This window comes from Maribacter sp. Hel_I_7, assembly GCF_000688315.1.
Taxonomy (GTDB): Bacteria; Bacteroidota; Bacteroidia; order Flavobacteriales; family Flavobacteriaceae; genus Maribacter; species Maribacter stanieri.
Map to the genome: position 1 here is coordinate 1,465,899 of NZ_JHZW01000002.1, position 23,749 is coordinate 1,489,647.

General features: G+C 34.9%; 23 protein-coding genes. 9 read left to right on the forward strand and 14 right to left on the reverse strand.

The window, feature by feature from the left end; all coding sequences use genetic code 11:
• The 4 genes from P178_RS0107880 to P178_RS0107895 all read right to left on the reverse strand — a co-directional run bounded on the left by P178_RS0107880 (position 1) and on the right by P178_RS0107895 (position 4,631).
• On the reverse strand, positions 1-999 hold the full coding sequence (locus P178_RS0107880) for a vWA domain-containing protein (protein ID WP_027065708.1): 999 nt from the start codon (positions 997-999) through the stop codon (positions 1-3).
• On the reverse strand, positions 1,000-2,661 hold the full coding sequence (locus P178_RS0107885; protein WP_027065709.1) for a hypothetical protein: 1,662 nt from the start codon (positions 2,659-2,661) through the stop codon (positions 1,000-1,002).
• Positions 2,662-2,666: 5 nt separating this feature from the next.
• A complete protein-coding gene (locus tag P178_RS0107890; protein ID WP_027065710.1) occupies positions 2,667-3,533 on the reverse strand; it encodes a DUF58 domain-containing protein in 867 nt (288 codons plus the stop codon).
• Between the two features lie 96 nt (positions 3,534-3,629).
• On the reverse strand, positions 3,630-4,631 hold the full coding sequence (locus P178_RS0107895) for an AAA family ATPase (protein WP_027065711.1): 1,002 nt from the start codon (positions 4,629-4,631) through the stop codon (positions 3,630-3,632).
• A 171-nt stretch (positions 4,632-4,802) separates the two neighbouring features.
• Between P178_RS0107895 and P178_RS0107900 the strand changes: the two genes are divergently transcribed.
• The 3 genes from P178_RS0107900 to P178_RS0107910 are packed head-to-tail and all read left to right on the forward strand — an operon-like array spanning position 4,803 to position 7,613.
• The gene (locus P178_RS0107900; protein ID WP_027065712.1) at positions 4,803-5,666 is read left to right on the forward strand and encodes an aldo/keto reductase family oxidoreductase; all 864 of its coding nucleotides are present in this window, start codon (positions 4,803-4,805) and stop codon (positions 5,664-5,666) included.
• 12 nt (positions 5,667-5,678) lie between these two features.
• On the forward strand, positions 5,679-6,431 hold the full coding sequence (locus P178_RS0107905; protein WP_027065713.1) for an SDR family NAD(P)-dependent oxidoreductase: 753 nt from the start codon (positions 5,679-5,681) through the stop codon (positions 6,429-6,431).
• A 45-nt stretch (positions 6,432-6,476) separates the two neighbouring features.
• Entirely contained in the window at positions 6,477-7,613 is a 1,137-nt protein-coding gene (locus P178_RS0107910; protein ID WP_027065714.1) for an ATP-binding protein, read from the forward strand.
• Here P178_RS0107910 and P178_RS0107915 read toward each other — a convergent pair.
• Together P178_RS0107915 and P178_RS0107920 are read right to left on the reverse strand one after the other, a co-directional pair.
• Positions 7,600-9,540, reverse strand: coding sequence for an amylosucrase (locus tag P178_RS0107915; protein ID WP_027065715.1), 1,941 nt, complete (start codon positions 9,538-9,540; stop codon positions 7,600-7,602). The two genes, P178_RS0107910 and P178_RS0107915, sit on opposite strands and share 14 nt — an antisense overlap.
• Position 9,541: 1 nt before the next feature.
• On the reverse strand, positions 9,542-10,486 hold the full coding sequence (locus tag P178_RS0107920) for a carbohydrate kinase family protein (protein ID WP_027065716.1): 945 nt from the start codon (positions 10,484-10,486) through the stop codon (positions 9,542-9,544).
• Between the two features lie 186 nt (positions 10,487-10,672).
• Here P178_RS0107920 and P178_RS0107925 point away from each other — a divergent pair, with 186 nt between their 5' ends.
• The 4 genes from P178_RS0107925 to P178_RS0107940 all read left to right on the forward strand — a co-directional run bounded on the left by P178_RS0107925 (position 10,673) and on the right by P178_RS0107940 (position 14,734).
• Entirely contained in the window at positions 10,673-11,806 is a 1,134-nt protein-coding gene (locus P178_RS0107925; protein ID WP_027065717.1) for an SPFH domain-containing protein, read from the forward strand.
• Positions 11,807-11,857: 51 nt separating this feature from the next.
• Entirely contained in the window at positions 11,858-12,940 is a 1,083-nt protein-coding gene (locus P178_RS0107930) for a hypothetical protein (RefSeq protein ID WP_027065718.1), read from the forward strand.
• Positions 12,937-13,671, forward strand: a complete 735-nt coding sequence (locus P178_RS0107935) for a metallophosphoesterase family protein (RefSeq protein WP_027065719.1) — start codon at positions 12,937-12,939, stop codon at positions 13,669-13,671. Before P178_RS0107930 ends, P178_RS0107935 begins: the two co-directional genes overlap by 4 nt.
• Before the next feature lie 64 nt (positions 13,672-13,735).
• Positions 13,736-14,734, forward strand: a complete 999-nt coding sequence (locus P178_RS0107940) for an acyl-ACP desaturase (protein WP_027065720.1) — start codon at positions 13,736-13,738, stop codon at positions 14,732-14,734.
• Between the two features lie 56 nt (positions 14,735-14,790).
• Here P178_RS0107940 and P178_RS0107945 read toward each other — a convergent pair whose 3' ends face one another.
• The 8 genes from P178_RS0107945 to P178_RS0107985 form a co-directional block, all read right to left on the reverse strand.
• The gene (locus P178_RS0107945; protein ID WP_027065721.1) at positions 14,791-15,456 is read right to left on the reverse strand and encodes a hypothetical protein; all 666 of its coding nucleotides are present in this window, start codon (positions 15,454-15,456) and stop codon (positions 14,791-14,793) included.
• A 32-nt stretch (positions 15,457-15,488) separates the two neighbouring features.
• Complete coding sequence (locus P178_RS0107950) at positions 15,489-16,397, reverse strand: OmpA family protein (protein ID WP_027065722.1); 909 nt, start codon at positions 16,395-16,397, stop codon at positions 15,489-15,491.
• 582 nt (positions 16,398-16,979) lie between these two features.
• Positions 16,980-18,533, reverse strand: coding sequence for an aldehyde dehydrogenase family protein (locus tag P178_RS0107960; RefSeq protein WP_027065723.1), 1,554 nt, complete (start codon positions 18,531-18,533; stop codon positions 16,980-16,982).
• Positions 18,534-18,613: 80 nt separating this feature from the next.
• Positions 18,614-18,985: a DUF1304 domain-containing protein gene (locus P178_RS0107965; protein ID WP_027065724.1), complete on the reverse strand. Its 372-nt coding sequence runs from the start codon at positions 18,983-18,985 to the stop codon at positions 18,614-18,616.
• Complete coding sequence (locus P178_RS0107970) at positions 18,982-19,524, reverse strand: 3-hydroxyanthranilate 3,4-dioxygenase (protein WP_027065725.1); 543 nt, start codon at positions 19,522-19,524, stop codon at positions 18,982-18,984. Before P178_RS0107970 ends, P178_RS0107965 begins: the two co-directional genes overlap by 4 nt.
• A 111-nt stretch (positions 19,525-19,635) precedes the next feature.
• The gene (locus P178_RS0107975) at positions 19,636-20,139 is read right to left on the reverse strand and encodes a CAP domain-containing protein (RefSeq protein ID WP_027065726.1); all 504 of its coding nucleotides are present in this window, start codon (positions 20,137-20,139) and stop codon (positions 19,636-19,638) included.
• Between the two features lie 268 nt (positions 20,140-20,407).
• Positions 20,408-20,887, reverse strand: coding sequence for a CAP domain-containing protein (locus P178_RS0107980; protein WP_027065727.1), 480 nt, complete (start codon positions 20,885-20,887; stop codon positions 20,408-20,410).
• A gap of 188 nt (positions 20,888-21,075) precedes the next feature.
• Complete coding sequence (locus tag P178_RS0107985) at positions 21,076-21,600, reverse strand: CvpA family protein (protein WP_027065728.1); 525 nt, start codon at positions 21,598-21,600, stop codon at positions 21,076-21,078.
• An 82-nt stretch (positions 21,601-21,682) separates the two neighbouring features.
• Here P178_RS0107985 and P178_RS0107990 point away from each other — a divergent pair, with 82 nt between their 5' ends.
• Both P178_RS0107990 and glpK read left to right on the forward strand, forming a co-directional pair.
• Complete coding sequence (locus P178_RS0107990) at positions 21,683-22,039, forward strand: hypothetical protein (protein ID WP_027065729.1); 357 nt, start codon at positions 21,683-21,685, stop codon at positions 22,037-22,039.
• Between the two features lie 163 nt (positions 22,040-22,202).
• Positions 22,203-23,696 (forward strand): glycerol kinase GlpK, encoded by a 1,494-nt coding sequence (gene glpK, locus P178_RS0107995; RefSeq protein WP_027065730.1) that lies wholly within the window; start codon positions 22,203-22,205, stop codon positions 23,694-23,696.
• The last annotated feature ends 53 nt before the right edge of the window (positions 23,697-23,749 follow it).

Genomic DNA, 23,749 nt, shown 5'->3' on the forward strand with positions numbered 1-23,749 from the left:
TTATACAAAGCTTCTAAATAGCGTATTTCTTAAAAGCCATTCTAACAACAGCAATACTCCCGCCAATAAAATCCAAGGTCTAAATTTCTCTTCGTAGCGGTAGTATTTAAATTCTTCTACCTCTGTTTTTTCTAGTTTATTGATTTCGTCATAGATTTCCTCTAAAGACTCATTATCAGTGGCTCTAAAATACTTTCCACCGGTAGCGGTTGCAATATCTTTTAATAGGTTTTCGTCTATCTCAACTTGTCGCATTCCATATCTAAAAGAACCATCAGCATTATAAGCGATTGGAGATAAAGCATTTCCGTTTGTCCCTAAACCAATGGTATAGGTTTTAATTCCAAATTCAATGGCAAGGTCCGCAGCAGTTTGCGGTTCAATAAAACCGGAGTTGTTTACACCATCTGTCAATAGAATAATAATTTTACTTTTAGCCTTACTTTCCTTTAAACGGTTAACCGAAGTGGCTAGCCCCATACCTATTGCGGTACCATCATCTAATTGCCCATAAGTAATTTCTGAAAGCGCGTTAAGTACTAAAGATTTGTCTGTAGTAATTGGTGTTTTTGTGTAACCTTCACCTGCATAGACAACAAGACCTATACGATCATTTGGTCTTTCTTTAATAAAATCTGCAGCTACTTCTTTTAATGCAGAAAGTCTATTTGGCTTTAAATCTCGTGCCAACATACTAGAAGATACATCTATTGCCATAACAATGTCAATACCTTTAGTGGTCTTAGATCGTGTAGAAATATCTTCTGTTTGTGGTCTTGCCAATGCTACAATAATAGCACCTAACGCCAACAATCTTAAAAGGAATAAACCTGGTTTTAGTTTTGGTAAAATGCTATTGTAACTGAATCCTTTGGCGCTAGAAATTCGTAGAGATGCAGTTTGCTCTTTTTGTTTAAAGATATACCACACAATTGCCAATGGCAGTAATAGGAACAGCCAAAAGAAATCAGGATTTGCAAATGATATATTATCGAACATTTATAATTCTGTTTTAACTTCTACCGATGCTAAAATTCGGTCTACTATTTCTTGAGCGTAGTTATCGTCTTCTAACCAAGTTAGAATAATGTATTGCTGAAAACCTTTGCCACCAAAAAGTAGTACGGTATATTCACCTTCCATTAATTCTTTTGCACCAGGTGCTATAAACTGACCACTTCCATAAACTTTTAGACCTTTAACCCCGCTTATGGTACTAAACTCTTCTTGTTTTGTAATGATGTTTTTTGCACCTTGACTTTCAAAATTCGATAGAATTTGCTCAATTGTTTTTTCAAAATCGGGTTCAACATCTTGTTGTGTTAGAGTAATGGAAGTAGTACCAATATTAAAAAGACCAATTGGACTTGCATATTGAAACGCTTGTATATCTGCTATTGCAGCTTTTGCCTCTGCAGGTAGTTTTATTTTTTGACGTATTAATACTTGTGGAGTCTCTAATTGTATAGGAGGGAAACCGTAGCTGCTACGAATCCATTCTCCTTCTAATAGTTCTTTTGTTGGATGACCAAGTACAGTATCTTTCATGTAGCCAAACCCAAATTTGACCCCAGCAATAGTTATGCCTATAAGTATCACGGCAATAGTGGATATTATGGCAATTTTTATTTTCTTCTTTTTAGCTTTACGCTCTAATTCTTCTTGGTATTCTGCTTGTTCCAGTAATTCCTCTTCTGTAGGTTCTGGTAAAGCCTCATGAGTTTTTTCTACAATCTGTTCTACCAGTTTTCTATCTTGTTCTGCAACGGTTGTAGATGGTTTGTTCTTAGCGAATTTCACCAAATCTGCCGTCTGTAGTATTTGTTGAAATTGTTTGATGGTATCATCATCCAATTTCAATTCACCGGCATCTTTTAAAAGTTCCAATTTCTCAATTAATTGTCCGGTAGTACTTTCTAATGCTGTTACATGCGCATCTTCTTCTAGATAAGAACGTACAATAGTGGTTAATTCAGAGTAGTATTGTTTGTATTCATCTTGTATTAAGTATTTAGAATTTTCTAAACGCTTAAGTTCAAGTAAGGCTCTATCATAAGGAGGTAACAGGGCTACTTTTTCCTCTTCTGTCAACGGTTTTTTACGGAATACGAACCAATATAATAATCCCCCTAAAATAGATAGGATTAAAAGACCTATAAGTAAGTAGGTCCAAAAATCGTAGTTACTTTTCTCAACATTAATAAGTGGCTTAATGTCATACATTTTCTGATTTAGTGTGTCAACGGGAATAGTAGCCACATTAATCAACATAGAATCGGTCATAAAACCTGTTCCATTAATATCAATACGTTGAGACGGTAACTTGTATGCGCCAGAATCGAACTGGGTTAGGGCATATATTTTTTGAAGTGTTAGTCTATCCTTTTTTCTTGTGGTATCTGTCGCAAAAGCTTCTACAGTTTCTAAAGGGGAAAATGTTTGTCCTTCAGGGAAAATAACAAAGTCGGTAGAATCTATATCAACAGTAACGGTCCATTGAACTTGCTCGCCAATTTTTATGAAAGTAGTGTCAACCTTCGAAGAGATATTTGGGCGTTCTTGCGCAGATAGCTCAAAAATGAACAGTAGAAATACGAATAAGGGTGATATTCGTTTTATGAACGAAGCACCATTTTCAATTATTCTATTTATATAAATCATTCGTATCAACCTCTTCTTTTAAAATAGCCCAATAATTTTTTAACGTAACTTTCGTCTACTCTACAATCTAAAACCCCACATCCAGATTTTGTGAAAGACTCTTTGAAATAAGTAACACGTTCTCTGTGAAATTCTGCATACGCATTTCTTACTTTCTTAGACGCGGTATTTACCAATTGTAATTTTCCTGTTTCGGCATCTTGCATTTGAACCATCCCTAAATTTGGGATAGATTCTTCTCGTTCATCATAAATACGAATACCGGTTAAATCATGTCTTCTTCCGGTAATTTTCAAGGTTTTTTCATATCCTTCATCAATAAAATCGGAAAGGACGAAGACAATGGCTTTCTTTTTCATGACGCTGCTCAAGAATTTTAATGCTTGGGCTATATCTGTTTTATTGCTTTTTGGTTTAAACTCTAGTAATTCTCTAATGATACGTAAAGCGTGAGTCTTCCCTTTTTTAGGCGGAATAAAAAGCTCTATCTGATCAGAGAATAAAATGATACCTACCTTATCATTGTTTTTTAGTGCACTAAACGCTAAGGTTGCCGATATTTCTGTTACTATATCATTTTTAAATTGATTAGTAGTACCAAATAATTCTGAACCACTAATATCTACCACAAGCATCATGGTTAATTCTCGCTCCTCTTCAAAAACTTTTATATAAGGCTCACTATAGCGGGCGGTAACATTCCAATCAATATTTCTTACATCATCCCCAAATTGGTACTGGCGTACTTCACTAAACGTCATACCACGACCCTTAAAGGTAGAGTGGTATTCCCCACCAAATATATGGTCAGAAAGACGTCTCGTCTTTATTTCTATTTTCCGTACTTTTTTGAGTAGCTCTTTGGTATCCATTTTTATAGTAAACAGTTTACAGTCTCTGTTTCAGTAAATCATATTTAGCATTTAGTAATAAAATATATTACGAGCGATAAATATTAAGAACTGAATTTAAGGTACTTCGATCTCGTTTACAATTTTGTTGATGATATCAACAGAGGTAATATTTTCAGCTTCGGCCTCGTAGGTAATTCCTATTCTATGTCTTAAAACATCATGTACAATAGCTCGTACATCTTCAGGAACAACGTAGCCCCTTCTTTTAATGAAGGCATAACATTTTGCAGCGACACCTAAATTGATACTTCCCCTTGGCGAAGCACCAAAACTGATTAAAGGTTTTAAGCTTTCTAAATTATATTTTTCAGGATATCTAGTAGCGAAGACAATATCAAGAATATATTTTTCGATTTTTTCGTCCATATATACTTCACGTACCGCTTTCTGTGCGCTTAGTATTTGTTCTATAGATACCACAGCATTTACGGTCTCATAGTTACCCAATAAATTTTGGCGCATTATTAATTGCTCCTCATTAATTTTTGGATAATCGATAACCGTTTTCAACATAAAACGGTCAACCTGTGCTTCCGGAAGTGGATAGGTTCCTTCTTGCTCTACCGGGTTTTGAGTAGCCATCACTAGAAAAGGCTTGTCAAGAATAAAAGTTTCGTCACCAATAGTAACTTGCTTTTCTTGCATTGCCTCTAATAATGCAGACTGCACTTTTGCAGGTGCACGGTTAATCTCATCCGCAAGAACAAAATTGGCAAAAATTGGACCTTTCTTAATAGAGAAATCGTTTAATTTCATGTTATAGATCAACGTACCTACAACATCTGCAGGAAGCAAATCTGGTGTAAACTGTATTCTACTAAAACTACCTTTAACAGCTTTTGAAAGCGTATTAATGGCTAAGGTTTTTGCTAGACCGGGAACACCTTCTAATAAGATATGCCCTTGCCCTAAAAGACCAATTAGTAATCGTTCTACCATATACTTTTGGCCAACGATTACCTTATTCATTTCAAGCATCAGTAAATCGATAAAAGCACTTTCGCGAGCAATCTTCTCATTTACGGCACTAATGTCAATTGAAGTATTTTCTTCCATTTAAAACTTTATATTATTGATTGTTAAGGCTTCTAATTTTAACAGTCATGCAAATTGAAAATTTATTCATTCAGTCGCTGTTAATGATAGGTTAAAAAATTGGAAAACCCCTTATTTTTATGAAGGTTTTAAGGGATTTCTTTTTAATTTCATTAATCAAATAACAATATATTGAAATATTCTAGAATTATTGCAGGAACTATGACCTGGGGCAAATGGGGGAAACAACATTCTGCAGCTGAAATGATAGCGTTGATGAATCATTGTGTGGAAAATAATATTACCACTTTTGATCACGCCGATATTTATGGTAATTATACAAACGAGGAAGATTTTGGCAAAGCGTTCAATAAGAGTGGTATAAAGAGAGAAAATATTCAGCTGATCAGTAAATGCGGGATTCAATTTGATGTAAAAGAAAAATCCAATAGGGTAAAGCATTATGATTACGATAAGGATTATATTATCTCATCTGTAGAAAGGTCTTTAAAAATGCTACAGACAGATTACTTAGATTTACTTTTATTACATAGACCAAGCCCGTTGATGAATCCTTCAGAAATTGCAGAGGCTGTAGATAAGTTAAGTGATGATGGGAAAATTAGACAATTTGGAGTATCTAATTTTACTCCGTCTCAAATACAACTTATAGAGAAGGAAGTTCAGGTAGAAGCCAATCAAGTGGAGTTTTCTTTATCTTCTAACGCAGTTATGAACGATGGTACTTTAGATGATTGCATAACTTATGATAGGATAGCAATGAGCTGGAGTCCTCTTGGAAGTTATTTTAGAGAAGAATCTAAGGCAAATGATAGAATTAAAAAGGTTTTAGTGGAGCTTACTAAAAAATATGATGCTACAGAAGATCAGCTTTTATTGGCTTGGGTTTTAAAACACCCGTCAAGTGTGCATCCTGTTGTTGGTACGGCGACACCAAAACGTTTAAAAATGGCGATGGAGGCAGTAGCCATTAATTTAGAATTACAAGATTGGTTTCTGATGTTAGAAGCTAACGAAGGGCATGAAGTTGCATAATTAATTGATAAAATGACAAAAACAGCATTCATTACAGGAGCTACAAGCGGAATTGGAAAATCAACAGCAATTCATTTTGCAATTAACGGAATCAACTTGGTTTTGTGTGGTAGACGACAAGATCGGTTAGATGCTTTAAAAGAAGAGCTTGGTAAAGAGGTACAAGTACATACCTTAAATTTTGATATTCGAGATAAAGAATCAGTAAAAGAGGCTATAGATTCCTTACCAAAAGAATTTTCCCAAATAGATATTTTAATTAATAATGCCGGTAATGCCCATGGTTTAGATACCATACAAGATGGTAGTTTAGATGATTGGGATGCTATGTTAGATATAAACGTGAAGGGATTACTTTATGTTTCAAAAGCATTAATTCCAAAAATGATTGCTCAAAAATCTGGTCATATTATAAATATTGGCTCTACCGCAGGTAAGGAAGTCTACCCAAAAGGTAATGTATATTGTGCCAGTAAGCATGCTGTAGATGCAATTAACCAGGGTATGCGTATTGATTTAAATGGAACAGGTATTCGTGTTGGGGCGGTAAACCCAGGTTTAGTTGAAACAGAATTTAGTAATGTTCGTTTTAAAGGAGATGAAGATAGGGCAGAGAATGTCTACAAAGGATTTCAACCTTTAAAACCAGAAGATATAGCAGATATAATTTACTTTGTAGTTACTAGACCATACCATGTAAATATTGCGGATTTAGTTGTTATGCCAACCGCACAAGCTTCTTCAACTATTGTAAATAAATCTTAGTCTTCCCACATATTGCAAACCCTTAAAGAGCTAAATATTTAAAAAATGATCAATAAACGCCTTTTGGTAAAGAACTTGTTCGCACATAACGACGAGAATAGTTTTTACGACAAAAAGCGATTTATTTCCATTGGAGAAAAAGAGGGAAAAGGGAAATTTTTAAAGCACGTTTGTGCATTGGCAAACAGTAACCCGGCAAACAATTCTTTTATAGTAGTTGGGGTAGAAGATGAGGATAATAAAATAGTAGGTGTTGATTTTTTTGATGATAGTAAAATTCAAAATTTGGTAAACGCCTACTTAGATAACCCTCCGTTAATATCATATGAGAACATACCTTTCCCCCATTTACCAGAAGGTAAGGTGGTGGGTTTGGTGACTATAAAATCTATAGGTAAAGTATGTTCTCTTCGTAAGAATATCTGGAAATATTATGGGGGTTCCGTTTTTTTTAGAGAGGGGAGTATTAGTTTACCTAAAGCCTATGGTATAGAGTTAAAAGATATAAATTCTGATGCCGTTGCTACTATTGAGCAGCATGCTAAAAACAATATTGAACTTACCCTAGATGGTGTTATTGATTTTATAAACTACAGGCATAAAGACCTTGAAAGCAACTATAAAGTTTTTAAAGAACAATTTGTAGTATGCTGGGCTGGGAACAAAAAAGTAGTTAATGGAGTTACTTACCACTATCGTGTAGATATAGAATTAATAAACGAACAGGTAAAACTATTCTACTCCAATTTAGATGAGGTCACTATTAGCTTTGATAATGACTCTTTTACTACAATTGAATTTGTGCAACTGGGTCTTGGGGCAAAGCAAAAATATTTTCCGTTAGAAAAAGTGGTCATCAATTTCAGTGAAAATGGCAAATACCAAATTAAGAGCGATTTGCTTTTTGAGCCACCAACATATGATGTTACCGAATTACAAAAGATTTACAAGCGTAATAATGAGTTGGTAGTAAAGGTGGAGAAAAGTATGGAGCTATCCATTAAGGAAGTAAGGAGTTTAAAGTATTTAGCAGATTCTTATTTAATATGTTTTTTAAACGGATTTGAAGAAGCTAAAGAACAAATGGAATTTGCCAGACAAGTCTTAAAACCAAAATACCCAAAAATAAATGCTTCTTTAAAAGAGGCTCTCCGCGTGCTTAGGAAAGTTAAATATTCTTAATCCAAAGTTGTTCGTAGGGCTTTAATGGCAACTCATTATGGATAAGCTCAAAATTTTTCCCAGTAAGTAGGTCAATAGAATTTTCACCTGCGTGAATACCTATAGAAAGTAACCAGCCAATATTTAGGGTTTCGGTAACTTCATTAAAATTAGACAGTACCCAAACACTTTCATCTTCATGGGTTCTTTGGAAAGCAAAAACATGTTGATTAGGGCAGCCGTGAATTTTTATATCATTGGAATCTGCAAATACGCTATGTTCTTTTCTTAGACGAATCATATGCTTTAATCCGTTGAATATAATAGCAGAAGGATTGTTATCGGATTTTTTCAATTGAGCTACAGTGTCCCAATTTTGCATAGGTCTATTTACCCATCTATTATCATTAACATGGTCCTCATTCTGCTCGTAACTATAATCGTTTAATGTCCCTATTTCATCACCAGCATAAATCATTGGAATACCACCATAGGTTAGAATAATACCATGCATCATTAAAATTTTGGAGATAGCATAGTCAATTATATTCTTGTTGTTTTGTTCTAGAGCAGTTTCTAGTCCTAGTAAAGATGCCGCACTTCCGGTAATTCTACCATCACCGTTTTTAGGGTTATACATAAACATGAGCCCTTTTGCCGGTGACCATTCTAATTTGCCACAGTAATAATTTAATAAAAACTGTTTGTGGGCAGCAGGTTCAGATCCTATTGCACGTACAAAATCATCCTCGTAACCAAGACCTATGTCGTCATGGCATCGTATATAATTGATCCAGGTACCATCTTTAGGTTTGTTTGGTACTTCGGTTACACTTTTAACCATTAAAGATGCCTTTTTGGTGGCAATTGAATTCCATAACAATGCCATTAATGAAGCATTGTAAGCAATTTCGCATTCATTGCCCTCAGCAGTACCTTCTCCAAAATATTTAATGATATTTCTTGGGGCAACGATAGCTTCTGCTAATAGAATAACACCTGGGGCTATAACTTGTAAGCACATTCTAAAAAGAGAAATAAGTGTATGTGCCTCTGGCAAATTCTGAGATAAGGTTCCTAATTTTTTCCAAAGAAAAGCAAGTGCATCAAAACGGATAACATCAACACCTAAGTTGGCTAATGACATTAAGTTACCAAGCATTTCTATAAATACCTCTGGATTTCTATAATTTAAATCCCACTGATAGTTGTTAAAACAGGTCATTACCCATTTTTCCATTTCCTTATTATAGGTGAAATTTCCTGGTGCCGATTGTGGGAAAATTTCAGGTAGTGTTTTTTCAAATTCGTCTGGTATATGACGGTCAGAATAGGTGTAATAATAATTTTGATGGTGTAAGCTTCCTTCTTTTGCTTTCTGTGCCCACTCAAATTCATCTGAAGTATGGTTGACAACAAAATCAAGCATTAAGAATATGTTATGTTCTCTAGCTTTTTTTGTAAAGGTTGTAAAATCATTTTTTGTGCCATATTTACTATCAATCTCATGATAGCTATTTACAGCGTACCCACCATCATTTTCACCAGCTGGTCTAGTGGTAATGGGCATAAGGTGAAGAAAGTTTACGCCTAGGTCATCAAAGTATGGTAATTTATCTTTTAGTCCGTTAATGTCCTTGTTAAAGCGATCAACATACATCTGCATACCTACCATTTGTTCGCTCTGGTACCAGTTTCCAGACTCTAATCTTTCAATATCTTGCTTTTGAAGTTCTGTAGGGCGGGCTTTGAACAGTAGCTCTATTTTATCTAAAAGAGTATAGAAAAAGGCTTTATGCTCTGATTCTGGGTATAATGAAAAAAACTGCGTTTTAATAATAGAAAGATTGGTCGCTAATCTTTGCTCAAATAAAGAAGTTAAAGAATTTGTACCTTTTTTCTTTTGACCTCTCTCAGCCAATAACCTTAGTAATTCAGCTTGGTTCATTTTAAGAGTCTAATTGTTGTAAAGTAGGAAGTGATTCAATTGCCCCAAAATTCTCGGTAGTAATTGCTCCAGCCTTATTAGCTCTGGCAACCATATTGGTTAGCAATTTTTCATCTGCTAATACATTTTCAAACTTAGAATGTTGCGAGATTTGTTGCAATAAACAGCCTATAAAAGCGTCGCCGGCACCTGTTGTATCTTTTGGGTTGACTTTTATACTTGGTATAGTTTTACTGAATTTAGCAGTACTTAGTAATGTGCCTTCGCTACCAAGGGTAATTACTATAATTTGGGTTCCCATTTCATGGAAAACTTGACATGCCTCATCTAAATTATCCTTGCCTGAAAGAAGTTGTGCTTCCTCCAAACTAAATTTACATAAATGAGATTTTTCTATGTAAGGATGGCATTTACGAATAAAAACATCCTCTTTGTTTTTCCAAAGGTCTACCCTGTAGTTTGGGTCAAAACTGATGAAAGCATTTTTAGTGATTCCGTCAAATAAATATCTGTTATACGTCTCCTCTAATGAACCACCCAAAAGTGCGGTAGCAGCCCCAAAATGCAATATATTATTTTCAAATCTAGATTTAAGAGATGAATCATAGGTAAGTTCTTTGTCTGCACCACGGCTAAAAACAAAATCTCGCTCTCCATCGGCATCAATCGATACAAATGCTAGAGTAGTAAAGGTGTCACTTTTTTGTGCTGAAGAAATGTCTACTTTTTCATTTTCAAGAATACGTAATAAAAAGGTGCCAAAGGGGTCGTCACCTACGCATCCAATAAAAAGACTTTCGCCACCAAGCTTGCTAATAGCGCAAGAAACATTGGCAGGTGCCCCACCGGCTTTTTTAGAAAATTCTTTAGCTTTAGATAAATCTTTACCTTGGTTTTCAGCAACGAAATCAATTAGCAATTCACCAATACAAAATACTTTTTTCATAGTTCTAAAAGAAAAATAAGGAAATCTAAGTTAATTAGAAAAAGGACCTACTTCCTAAATATTCTTAAGGAAATATTAAATTATTGTAGTTTGTAGATTATTTTCTTGAATTATTATGCCGCTAATTTTGGCTCTGGTCATGAAATGCATATCTTGATATTATACATTTTAAAACACACACTAACCATGAGTATATTTGATGAAATTAAGAAGAAACTAAGCCATGAGTTTATTGATATTATTGAATGGCTAGATACTACAAACGATACTATAGTCCATCGTTTTGAACGTTATCAAAATGAGATAAAGAACAACGCACAGTTAATTGTTCGTGAAGGACAAACGGCAGTTTTTATTAATGAAGGGCAATTAGCAGATGTTTTTAAACCTGGTACTTATACTTTAAACACTCAAAATTTACCAATATTAACGACTTTAAAGGGTTGGAAATACGGTTTTGACAGTCCGTTCAAAGCTGAGGTGTATTTTGTAAATACACACCTTTTTACCGATGAAAAATGGGGTACTAAAAACCCATTTATACTTAGTGATGATAGATTTGGTTTTGTAGAAATACGTGCTTTTGGTACATACAGTTTTAGAATTAATGACCCAGGTAAGTTTATTATAGATGTAGTTGGCACAGATGGTAACTTCACGAATTATGAAGTAAATGAACATTTAAAAAGTTTAATAGTCACCCGTTTTACAGATACAGTAGGCGAGGCTAACTTGCCTATAGAATTATATGCTGCCAATACCAGTGAGCTTTCTGAAACATGCCAAGTGGTTATGCAACCAGAATTTAATAGGGTAGGTATAGAATTAGAGAAATTCTACATCGAAAATGTATCGATGCCAGAAGAACTGAAGAAAGAAATTTTCGAATACAGTCGATTAGATAAGTTGGACATGACCAAATTAGCCCAGTTCAAAGCTGCAAAAGCAATGGAATTAGCGGCTAAAAACGAAGGTGGTACCGCTGGTGCCGGTATGGGCATGGGCATGGGTTTTGTTTTGGCACAACAAATGGGTGGTCTAATGGGGCAACCTGCGGCACAACCATTTGGGGGTCAAGCTGCACAGCCACAAGCACCACCGCCAATGCCTGCGCAGATTACATACTTTTATGCGGTAAGTGGTCAGCAATTGGGTCCGGTTTCATTAGAAAAGCTTAAGGAGTTATTTGCAAGCAGAACTATTAATAGGGATTCTCTGATTTGGAAACAAGGAATGGCAAGTTGGACCGCTTTGAAAGAAGTAGAAGAATTAAAATCTTTCTTAGGCGGTAATACCCCACCACCTTTACCAACGGCATAATCAGAAACAATTATCATATAACATACCTTTTATAGATTAGGGATACTTTCTATGGACGATATTCAACAATCGGAGTTTAAAAAAGCATGTGCCAATTGTGGGGCCGAGCTTAAATTTAAGCCAGGCTCTCATCAGCTTACATGTGAATACTGTGGTTATGAGGAATTTATTGAGCAATCAAAAAGTAGTTTTGAAGAACTAGAATTAGATCACTACCTTAAAATAGTAGGCGAAAATGCGTATACCGAAACCATAGAGCTATTGCATTGCAAAAATTGCGGTGCCAACCAACATGTAGAGGAAAACTACAAATCGCTTAATTGCGTGTATTGTAGCGAGCCTTTAATTCGAGAAGATATTGAAAAAGAAGGATGGATCTTACCAGGTGCTTTAGTGCCTTTTCAGTTAGATGCTAAAAAGGCACAAGCCATATTTAAAGGATGGGTAGGTAAAATTTGGTTTGCACCAGACAATTTAAAAAAAGCTGCTTTAGATCCAGAAGGATTACACGGTCTTTATGTGCCTTATTGGACGTTCGATGCCAATCTGTTTGCATCTTATCAAGGGCAACGTGGAGATTATTACTATGAAACCCAAACTTATAATAGTAATAAAGGAAAAAGAACAAGACAGGTTAGAAAAACAAGGTGGACGTATGCTTCTGGCAAGGTAGATGGTTTTGTAGATGATATTTTAATCAATGCTTCAGAAAAGAAACGCAGGGAAATTCCCGCTAAAGTCGCTTTTTGGAACTTGAAAGATTTGGTTGTTTTCAATTCTAAATATCTATCAGGCTTTGTAACGGAAAAATATACGGTTTCCTTAAAAGAAGGGCATCATAAATCTTTTCAAGAAGCTAAAAACATAGCTTATAATTGGATTAAGCGAGATATTGGCGGGGATACTCAAAGAGTAGCAAATGCCGATATTAAGTTAACAGATGAGAAATTTAAACATGTACTACTTCCAATTTATCTAAGTTCATATAGGTATGACGGTAAAGAGTTCAATTTTTACATTAACGGCCAAACAGGAGTACTAAGCGGAAATAGACCTTATTCGTTTTGGAAAATTTTCTTTTTAGTAATATTTATCCTTGTCATAATAGCCATAATTGCGATTTTTGCTAAATGAATTTAAAAAGAACACTGGTAGTAGGTGACATTCATTCAGGTTTACAGGCCTTAAAACAGGTACTTGAAAAAGCTGCCATTACAGAAAAGGATACTATAATTTTTTTAGGAGATTATATTGATGGATGGAGTGAAGCGGTAGAAACTGTAAATTATCTTTTACAATTAAAGGAAAAGTATAATTGTATTTATTTAAGAGGTAACCATGATGAACTTTGTTATGAGTGGTTAACTGGCAAAGCGGATAACCCAACCTGGTTTATGCATGGTGGCGAAGCAACATCCAATTCATATGGTAACGCCTCGAAGGAAACCAAAGATTTGCATTTAAAGTTTTATGAAAGCTTGCAGAACTATCATTTAGATTCGGAAAGCAGGTTATTTTTACATGCAGGTTTTACAAACTTAAAAGGTATTGAGCATGAATATTTTAAAAAGACGTTCTATTGGGATCGTACCTTGTGGGAGTTAGCACTTTCACTTAATAAAGATTTAGAAGAAGATCACATTCATTATCCTAAGCGATTAAAAAATTATTCGGAAATTTATATTGGTCATACACCAGTTACAAGAATAGGAAAAACTACGCCGCAAAAAGCAGCCAATGTTTGGAATATTGATACGGGTGCAGCATTCAAAGGTCCATTGACAGTATTTAATGCGGATACTAAAGAATATTGGCAAAGTGAGCCGGTATATACCTTTTATCCTAATGAAAATGGAAGAAACTAAGAAAACCGTTAACTTTACTAAAAAATAGATTGTTTTAATGACGATCTTTGATAAAAACTAAACTATGTCTACTAAAAATATAAGATTAGAAGTGATGCAGGCTCTAGAACCTCAGGTAGAAGGATTTATGGATTCCTTCCTTATACAACCAGAGGATATATGGCAGCCAACAGATTTTTTACCAAATTCTGAGAAAGATACTTTCTTACAAGAAGTAAAAGATATTCGTGAGGAGTCTAAAGAATTAGGATATGATTTTTGGGTTACCATGGTAGCTGATACTATTACAGAAGAAGCATTGCCAACTTATGAGTCTTGGTTAATGGATGTAGTAGGTGTTGACCAGCATGGAGATCATAAAACAAATGGTTGGGCAAAATGGGTTCGCGCTTGGACAGCTGAAGAAAATAGACATGGAGATGTGTTGAATAAATATCTGTATTTATCTGGAAGGGTAAATATGAGAGAAATAGAAATAACAACCCAACATTTAATATCTGACGGTTTTGATATTGGTACGGATCGTGATCCATATAAAAACTTTGTTTATACATCATTTCAAGAATTAGCAACCAATATTTCTCATAAGCGTGTTGGGCAAATGGCCAAGAAAAAAGGAAATGTCCTTCTAGGTAAAATGTGTACAATTATTGCTGGTGACGAAATGAGACACCATTTAGCATATAGAGAATTTGTGAAGACTATTCTTGGAGAGGATCCATCTGGTATGATGATTGCCTTTGCTGATATGATGAAGAAAAAGATTGTAATGCCCGCGCACTTTTTACGTGAGTCTGGTGGTACAATAGGATCAGCGTTTGAGAATTTCTCTAACTGTGCACAACGCTTAGGTGTGTATACGGCACAAGATTATGTAGAGATTCTAAGAAAGCTAAATGCGTATTGGGAATTAGATTCAGTGCGTTCATTAAATGAAGAAGCTGAAAAGGCACGTGACTATTTAATTAAGTTACCTTCTAGATTAGAGAGAATTGCAGAGCGAATGAAATTTCCTCAAGACCAATATCACTTTAAGTGGGTAGAGGCAAACGGAGCATTATAAATAAAAAAATCCCGATCAGTTATGATCGGGATTTTTTTTTTGCTTTAAACAGTAAGCTATAGTTTACCGTGTTTATGTTCTTGTTGCCACTTCACAAGTTCTGCCCATTTACCTTCGTAGCACATTTTTGCTTGTAAAGGCCAAGAAGAAGGATCATGGATCTTATACCTAGTTCCGCCTGTATCCAATATTTTTTGGCATTCTGTTAAACTAGCTTCAGACAGTTCTTTCCAAGTCTTAATACCATGGTCTTTGAACATACCTTCAATTTTAGGACCTATGCCTTCAACCAGTTTTAAATCGTCTTGTTTTATATTCTTTCCGAAAGCAGCTTTGGCAGCAGATCCGTCAAAAGCTAACGCGCTACTTGTAGCGGCACCTGCAGCGAAAGAGGCAGCAGAGGCACCAAGATTTGTACTTGGCGCGCTTGGAGTAACCGGAGCAGGTTTAACAACCTTGCTTGCGGCAATTACTCTTTGGTTACATGCATCTAAATCTGCTTTTAACTTGCTGTTGGTTGCCTTAAGGTTATTTAAATCAGCTAAGTCAGCTTTTAGCTTGTCGTTACTAGCTTTAAGATTAGATATTTCGGCTGAATTATCTACAACTTCTACAGAATCTTTACCAAAAAGTCTACCTATTAGGTAGCCTAATATACCGCAGATAATACCAACTAAAGCTGGAATTAGCCAGCACCAAATATTCATATTTTCAAAATTCATGATTTTACTTATTTATAGGATTAGTGTATGTCTTAATTTAATGTAATTACTGTTCGTCTATTTTTTACTCTGCCTTCTTCAGTTGCATTAGTAGCAATTGGTTGTGATTGTCCTTTAGAAGAAACTATAATTTTATCGGCAGCGATACCGTTTTTCATTAGATAGCTTTTAGCAAATTCAGCTCTTTCTTTACCTAATCTCATATTTGTACTTGCTTGGCCAGTTGCATCTGTATGCCCAACTACATTTGTAGTGGCTCCAGCAACTTTATCTAAATACCTAGAAATATCCGCAACCTTTTGTCTTTGGGTAGCGTCTAAACTAATTGATGCTTCTGCCGAGTTAAAATATAGAATTAAAGGATCTGCATTTATTTTTTCATACAATGCCTTAAGATCATCTTCTGCGGTTGCAGATTTTTCTACAATGCCAAAGGTAGCAGCGCCCCAATATGTGCCATCTTTTGGAATCATCTCATCCATAAGTTTACCCATTGTATTAATTTGAGCGGTAGAAATACCTTTAGATGCCAAATCATTTTTAATAGAATTTGCTCTTGCAAGTCCTAGGTTGGGAAATGCAGTATTATTTTCTTCCTCACTGGTATAGTAACCCGTTATGTTTATAACGTTACTGTCATTGGTTTCTAAATGATTCTGTAATCCAGAAATACCTTTTGTTAATTCAGCTCCTAAAGGCATAAGAATATTATGGGAAGAAACGTTAAAATTATAATTGTCATTGGTATTATAGGCGAACCCATTACCATCAATTGCAAATGGATATGATGTTGCCGAGGGCTCTTTTATGATTACCTTTTCTGTAGTTGGCTCTGTCACAGTGGCTACTGCACCACATTCGCTGCAATAGGTTATGTAAAGAAATGTACCAACTACAATGGCAATCAACATGTATAATAAATACCTTGTTGTTTTCGTCATTGTAATTTATGTTTAGTGTTTAGTCCACAATTTATTAAAAAAATCTTAAAAATGTTAAAAGATTGTAACCTAATTACCTTAGAATCAATCATTATCTAAATTTCAGATATGTTAAATATATTACCAACTATACGATCTACGTGTTAGATGGTAAAAAAAGTGTATGAAACAACAACTATTATTTGCATTTTTGCGTAGATACTTAAACGGTATATTTCTCCCCACAAGGTTTGGGCATTGAGTATACAGTGTAAAGTTTTGAGTTAGTTGGTTAAAAAATCCTGTCTTCTTTTAGTAGACAGGATTTTTTTATGTTTAAGATTTATCTAATCTATGATCCAACTATACAATATTTGTGTAAAGCCGTACAGAATTTATTGAAATCAATAGAGGAATTTACTAGTTTAATACAGAGGTATTTACACTTGTAAAAATGAAGAAAAAAATAAAAAATACTATAAATTTTCTTTGCATGTTTATTGTACTGGGTGCTCAAACTTTACTACATGGTAGTTGGTCTAATGAACCAGCTGGCAGAAAAGCAACCTAGTAAGCAGCATGCAAAGAAAATTAGGAAATTATCTATAAATCAAATTTTATACCCTGTGCTAATGGTAGCTCAGTGGTGTAATTTATGGTGTTCGTTTGTCTTCGCATATAAACTTTCCAAGCATCAGATCCGCTTTCACGACCACCACCTGTTTCTTTTTCACCACCAAAGGCACCGCCAATTTCAGCTCCAGAAGTACCAATGTTAACATTTGCAATTCCACAATCACTACCCCATGCAGATAGGAAATGCTCTGCCTCACGAAGATTGTTTGTCATAATTGCCGAAGAAAGACCTTGAACCACTCCGTTTTGAATTGCTATGGCATTTTCAACATCACCAGAATATTTTAAAAGATAAAGAACAGGGGCAAAAGTCTCATGCTGTACAATTTCAAAGTCGTTTTTAGCCTCAGCTATAGCAGGCTTTACATAGCAACCACTTTCATAACCTTCACCTTCTAACACACCGCCTTGAACAATTAATTTACCACCTTCTTTGACAACTCTTTCTAAGGCCTTGTTGTATTGTGCTACAGCATCAGTATCTATTAATGGACCTACATGATTATTTTCATCTAATGGGTTACCGATTCTTAATTGTTGGTATGCTGCAACCACTGCTTCTTTTACTTTATCGTACATAGAATCATGAATGATTAATCTTCTAGTAGATGTGCAACGTTGACCGGCGGTACCTACAGCACCGAAAACGGCACCAATAACTGTCATTTTTAAATCAGCATCAGGAGTAACTATAATAGCATTATTACCACCAAGTTCTAATAAAGATTTACCTAATCGAGCAGCAACTGCTTGGGCAACAATTTTACCCATTCTAATAGATCCAGTAGCGGATACTAACGGAATTCTATTGTCTTGAGTCATTAACTCACCTACTTTATAATCACCGTTTATCAAACAAGAAATGCCTTCAGGAAGATTATTTGCTTTAAGAACTTCAGCAGCAATATTTTGACATGCTATTCCACATAAAGGTGTTTTTTCTGATGGCTTCCAAACGCAAACATCACCACAGATCCAAGCTAATGCAGTATTCCATGCCCACACGGCTACAGGAAAATTAAAAGCAGAAATAATACCAACCACACCCAAAGAGTGATATTGCTCGTACATTCTATGCCCAGGTCTTTCTGAGTGCATAGTTAACCCGTGTAATTGACGAGAGAGACCCACTGCAAAATCACAGATATCTATCATTTCTTGAACTTCACCTAAGCCTTCTTGGTAGCTTTTACCCATTTCGTAAGAAACAAGTTTACCTAACGGCTCTTTAAGTTCTCTTAATTTGTCACCAAATTGTCTAACAATTTCTCCACGTAAAGGAGCAGGTTTTGTTCTCCATTCTTTGAATGTAGTTGTAGCAGTAGACATTACCTTTTCATAATCTGCTTTTGTAGTTGACTTCACTTTTGCAATCAAAGAACCATCTACTGGAGAATATGAAGAAATAATATCTCCGGATGAAAAATTATTGGATCCCGTTGAAGTTCCCTCATTGACATCTTTAATTCCTAATGCTTTAAGAGCGTCGTGTATTCCGAAATCTGCTGCTATTTTTGACATTTTATAACTTTTTACGTGATTTATGTTAGATATATTACAAAAATACAAAGAATTTTATCCACAAGTAGAACTAATTGAAACTATGAAAATTTTATGATAGACCATAAAACAATTCCGATCAAAGCAGGTATGCTCTGGATAATGAATATTTTTTTACTTACAGAAATAGCACCGTAAATACCTGCAACGGTAACACAGCCTAAAAAGAAAAGAGCAACGTTTGTTGACCATTCTGTACTATCTATTAAAAATGACCAAATTAAACCAGCTGCTAAGAAACCATTGTAGAGACCTTGGTTGGCTGCCATTTGTATGGTAGGTTCAAATAAATCTTTAGGAAAATTTTTAAATACTTTTTTGCCGGTAGTGGTCCATGAGAACATTTCTATCCAAAGAATGTAAATATGTATGAGCGCAACAAGTGCGGTAATAATTTTGGCTACAATTATCATTCTTCTTTAGCTATAAAACGTTCGTCTACAGGCATAACAGTGCCGCAATTATCGCAAGTTCTTAATTCTTTTGAACTGTAAAAATGCTTAAAATGTGAAAGGAAATCTTTTTCAATATCATGAAGCGTAAAATAAGCTTCATATAGTTTGTGGTTGCAATTATCGCAGAACCATAATAAGCCGTCATCAACATTCATGTTTGCACGTTTACGCTCTATGACTAAACCAATAGAACCTTCTTTACGCACAGGGGAATGGGGCACTTTGGCAGGATGTAAATACATATCTCCAGGTCCTAGTTGCATGGTTCTTTTTTTACCATCTTCTTGAATGTGTACTTCTATTTCGCCTTCAAGTTGATAGAAAAGTTCTTCTGTTTCATTATAATGGTAGTCTTTTCTAGCGTTAGGTCCGGCAACTATCATAACAATATAGTCTCCGGCATCTTTATATAGGTTTTTATTTCCTACCGGTGGCTTAAGAAGCGCTCGGTTTTCCTCTATCCATTTATTTAGATTAAATGGTGCTTGTATACTCATTTTTATGAATTTAAGTGAAAGTTAAATAAACCGTTATTTTTTACCTAAAAGTTAAGCATAAAAAAAGCCTTTGAATTACAAAGGCTTTTATAAAATTAGTTTCTTTTAAGCTTATCTAAAAAATACTTGTGTAAAATAAAAATCACCATGGCTATTCTGTTTAATGCTAATTGCAGAATAATCGTAATCGCCTTCTATATTTTCTCTATGCCCAGAACTTTTTTTCCAAGCATCGAAAACCTCTTCTATAGTATCGTAATTTCTTGCTACATTTTCAGCAATAAATATAGCATCTGTCCTTTTTGCAATATTCTCTGCACGTTTGGTAAAATTATCATGACTGGTATTTCCTTTAGAAATCATATAGGCCGTATGAAGATTTGCATAATAATAGGTGGTACTTTCAAATACCAATGCATTTAAACCTAAATTAACTCTATGATCATTTATCATTTCAAAAAGCTCATCTTCTAAAGTACTGTGAGATTCAGAAGAAGCTAAAGTAAAATTTGTTAAAGGTTCCTCTGTATTGTCATATCCTGCAAAGTTTTCATATTTAGAACAAGATGATAATAGCGAAATGATTAATACTAAGTAAGTTAATGTGTACTTCATAAGTGGGAAACTTTTTTTATTGAGTTTCAAAAATAGGCTCAACGTAAATGGTAAGAAGAAAAACATCTATAGAGAGGGCAAAAAACTCGTTAAGCTACGTCTATTGATAAAATCGGTCCTCATCGATAAAATACAAGTAAAATTTCAACGTCAAAAAGTGTATTTAATATGATTTTTCCCACTTTGTCCGACTAAAGAACCATGTCAACCCATATGGGTTAAACTGCAGTTAAAAATTATCTGTTTTTAGGTAATAATAGCTAGTTGATTATTGCTTGTAAAATAGTTGGGTAAAATAATAATTACCCAAATCGTCTTTCTTTACACTAATACCGGTGTGAGTAAAATCTCCTTCCATGGTTTTTTTATGACTGCTACTTGTATACCAACCTTCAAAAGCTTCAATGGCAGTTTGATAATCTTTGGCAACGTTCTCTGCTACCATTTCAACAGCTATCTCAGTATTAATATTAGATGCTCTTGAGCTAAAATTATCATGACTAATGCTGCCCTTAGATATCATGTAATCAGTATGAAGGTTCGCGTATTTGTATGCCACATCGCTAAATTCCAAAGTATTGGTATTTAAGCTTAATCGATGCTCATTGACAATTTCTAGAAGGTCCTGTTCTATAGTTAATACATTTTCAGCTTCAAGTACCGGCGTATCATCAACAGAGTCGCTAGTGCAAGAACCAAGAAAAAGTAATAAAAAGACAGGGACCGCATAAAGCAATCTCATTTTCATATAAGTGTCTTTTAATTATGTAGCCTCTCGGCGTAGCGTAGTAGGTAAGAAAAACGAGAATGTTCTAAGTTCTCTAAATCGATTTGGGTTATCGATATAGTAATATTATTGAAAAATTAAATGCAGGATGATAACAAAAATGCTTATTCGATAAAGTGTATAAAAAGTAAGATTAGCGTTCAGTGTAGTTATATGGTAACAGGTTCTTCGGTAGACTCTTTTGGCAATACTTCACTTTTCAATACTGTATCAAAAATTAGTGCTCCAATATCCTTAATTGGTTGGTAGAGAACAGACTCCTGTTTAGTTTCCTCTTTTATTAGACCAAATGTGTTATCCATTCGGTCAAAAAATATGAAAGCGGCACCTAAAAGAATAGCAACCTTTAAAACCCCAAAAATTCCACCTGCAATTTTATTTAAAGAGCCAAGCATGGCAAAGTTGGCAACTTTGGTCAATATTTTACCTGCAAGATTAACGATGATAATTATGAGAATTAATGTAATAATAAAAGCTATAATACTCATATTTCTTTCATCCCAATCTAAATGTTCCGATAGGTAGTTACCCGTAATGTATGAAAAATGGATTGCCCCAAAAATGCCGGCAACTAATGCCACAATAGAGGCTATTTCCATAAAAAGACCATTTTTATATCCCTTCCATAGCCCCCAAATTAAGGGTAATCCAAGTAAAATATCCAAAAGTCCCATTAGTAAAGTGTTTTAACAAAGATAGAACTTTGATTTGTACCTTTGCAAGGTCTGTACCTTACTACAGGCTCAACAAATTTATATGGCTAGGGATATACAATTAAAAGAACGATGGGATTATTTGGTGGAAAAGCTTTCTGGAAAGTTTTCTGATGGTGATCCTTTGGAGTTAGATGCTATAATTTATTTAGTTGGAGTCCAAGAATTAGGGCAATACCATAGAAAGTATAAAAAGGATGATAAATTAGATTTAATGCACATTGCCATCTGTCGTCTTTTAGAACCTTATGGTTTTTATGAGTTTAGTTTTTTTGATGAAGAAGGTTGGCCGCATTATAACGTGGTTGAAGAATTGCCAACATTAAAAGCGGGGGAGCAAACTGTTTTAATGAAAGAGGCTATTGTTTCTTATTTTGTAGAAAAAGAGTTTATAAATTAGATTAAGCTTAAAAATTTATCCTTTTTTTATGTAGTACGTGTGTTGACTTGATAAATCTTCTTCAAGTTATTTTTTCATTTTATAGAAATTCTTAATACCTCTATAGTTCATATTTGAATTAGGTATTAAATCTGCTATATTTAAGGAAATAACTTAAAAACACATGGCAAGGCAATTTATAGTATCATTAGATCAAGGTACAACGAGCTCTAGAGCTTTATTGGTTGACCATGATGGAACTATTCAAGGAATGGTTCAAAAAGAATTTAAGCAGATATTTCCTAAATCTGGTTGGGTAGAGCACGATCCAAAAGAAATATTATCCTCACAGTTAGAAGTTTTAAAAGAGCTTCTGGAAAAGGAAAAAGTGAAACCTACAGAAATAGTGGGTATTGGTATTACCAACCAGAGAGAAACTACTGTTGTCTGGGATAAAAACACCGGTGAGCCTGTATATAATGCAATTGTTTGGCAAGATAAACGAACAGCAAACATTTGCGAACACCTTAAAAAAATTGGATTAACAGAGCATGTTAAGAAGACCACGGGTTTAGTCATTGACTCTTATTTTTCTGGAACCAAGGTAAAATGGATACTTGATAATGTAGATGGCGCAAAAAAGAAAGCCCAAGCGGGTGATTTATTGATGGGCACTATAGATACTTGGTTGGTTTGGAATATGACGAAAGATCAAAAGCATTGTACCGATTATACCAATGCGTCAAGGACCATGATTTATGATATTGTAAATCTAAAATGGGAAGATAAAATGTTAAAGGTTCTTGAGATACCAAAATCTATGTTGCCAGAAGTAAAGCCATCTTCGGCTCATTTTGGCGATTACGAAATTGATGGTATAAAGATTCCTATTGCAGGTATTGCCGGGGATCAACAAGCGGCTCTTTTTGGTCAAGCTTGTTTTAAGAAGGGCACTGCAAAAAACACATACGGCACAGGTTGTTTTATGTTGATGAATACCGGAGAAAAACCACAGTTTTCTAAAAACGGACTTTTAACTACGATTGCCTACGGTTTAGATGGTAAGGTTAATTATGCTTTAGAAGGCAGTATTTTCATTGCAGGGGCGGCTATACAATGGTTAAGAGATGGTTTAGAGCTTATAGAAGATGCAAATGATACGGAGGAACTGGCTAACTCTATTGAAGGTGAAAATCCTGTTTATGTAGTTCCTGCATTTGCAGGCTTAGGAGCACCCTACTGGGATATGTATGCAAGAGGTGCCGTTTTCGGGTTAACTAGGGATACAGGCAAAGCACATTTAGCAAAGGCAACTTTAGAAGCGTTGGCATATCAGACCAAAGATATTTTAAAAGCAATGGAAGATGATTCTGGTATTCAACTTAAAAACCTTCGTGTAGATGGTGGTGCATGTGCCAACAATCATTTAATGCAATTTCAAGCCGATATTTTGGATTCAGAAGTTCATAGACCAGAGATAATTGAATCTACAGCCATGGGGGCTGCATTTCTTGCAGGAATACAAGTAGGTTTTTGGAAGCAATCGGATATTGATGAAAGCCGACCAATGGACAGAATCTTTAAACCAACTTTTGATAGGGTAAAAAGAAAGCGTCTGTATAAAAAATGGCAGAAAGCGGTAGAACGCACCAAAGGATGGGAAGACGAAGAATTGTAGACGAATCAATTTTACAATTTTTTAATTCTTTAGAGCATAGAATAGGAGGTAAT

Coding starts and splice junctions, on each gene's coding strand:
- P178_RS0107915 (WP_027065715.1), bottom strand. CDS start 9,540: ATGAACCAAGCTGAATTACTAAGGTTATTGGCTGAGAGAGGTCAAAAG.
- P178_RS0107905 (WP_027065713.1), top strand. CDS start 5,679: ATGACAAAAACAGCATTCATTACAGGAGCTACAAGCGGAATTGGAAAA.
- P178_RS0107975 (WP_027065726.1), bottom strand. CDS start 20,139: ATGAAGTACACATTAACTTACTTAGTATTAATCATTTCGCTATTATCA.
- P178_RS0107990 (WP_027065729.1), top strand. CDS start 21,683: ATGGCTAGGGATATACAATTAAAAGAACGATGGGATTATTTGGTGGAA.
- P178_RS0107940 (WP_027065720.1), top strand. CDS start 13,736: ATGTCTACTAAAAATATAAGATTAGAAGTGATGCAGGCTCTAGAACCT.
- P178_RS0107885 (WP_027065709.1), bottom strand. CDS start 2,661: ATGATTTATATAAATAGAATAATTGAAAATGGTGCTTCGTTCATAAAA.
- P178_RS0107960 (WP_027065723.1), bottom strand. CDS start 18,533: ATGTCAAAAATAGCAGCAGATTTCGGAATACACGACGCTCTTAAAGCA.
- P178_RS0107945 (WP_027065721.1), bottom strand. CDS start 15,456: ATGAATTTTGAAAATATGAATATTTGGTGCTGGCTAATTCCAGCTTTA.
- P178_RS0107910 (WP_027065714.1), top strand. CDS start 6,477: ATGATCAATAAACGCCTTTTGGTAAAGAACTTGTTCGCACATAACGAC.
- P178_RS0107920 (WP_027065716.1), bottom strand. CDS start 10,486: ATGAAAAAAGTATTTTGTATTGGTGAATTGCTAATTGATTTCGTTGCT.
- P178_RS0107950 (WP_027065722.1), bottom strand. CDS start 16,397: ATGACGAAAACAACAAGGTATTTATTATACATGTTGATTGCCATTGTA.
- P178_RS0107970 (WP_027065725.1), bottom strand. CDS start 19,524: ATGAGTATACAAGCACCATTTAATCTAAATAAATGGATAGAGGAAAAC.
- P178_RS0107965 (WP_027065724.1), bottom strand. CDS start 18,985: ATGATAATTGTAGCCAAAATTATTACCGCACTTGTTGCGCTCATACAT.
- P178_RS0107935 (WP_027065719.1), top strand. CDS start 12,937: ATGAATTTAAAAAGAACACTGGTAGTAGGTGACATTCATTCAGGTTTA.
- P178_RS0107880 (WP_027065708.1), bottom strand. CDS start 999: ATGTTCGATAATATATCATTTGCAAATCCTGATTTCTTTTGGCTGTTC.
- P178_RS0107925 (WP_027065717.1), top strand. CDS start 10,673: ATGAGTATATTTGATGAAATTAAGAAGAAACTAAGCCATGAGTTTATT.
- P178_RS0107980 (WP_027065727.1), bottom strand. CDS start 20,887: ATGAAAATGAGATTGCTTTATGCGGTCCCTGTCTTTTTATTACTTTTT.
- P178_RS0107985 (WP_027065728.1), bottom strand. CDS start 21,600: ATGGGACTTTTGGATATTTTACTTGGATTACCCTTAATTTGGGGGCTA.
- glpK (WP_027065730.1), top strand. CDS start 22,203: ATGGCAAGGCAATTTATAGTATCATTAGATCAAGGTACAACGAGCTCT.
- P178_RS0107890 (WP_027065710.1), bottom strand. CDS start 3,533: ATGGATACCAAAGAGCTACTCAAAAAAGTACGGAAAATAGAAATAAAG.
- P178_RS0107895 (WP_027065711.1), bottom strand. CDS start 4,631: ATGGAAGAAAATACTTCAATTGACATTAGTGCCGTAAATGAGAAGATT.
- P178_RS0107930 (WP_027065718.1), top strand. CDS start 11,858: ATGGACGATATTCAACAATCGGAGTTTAAAAAAGCATGTGCCAATTGT.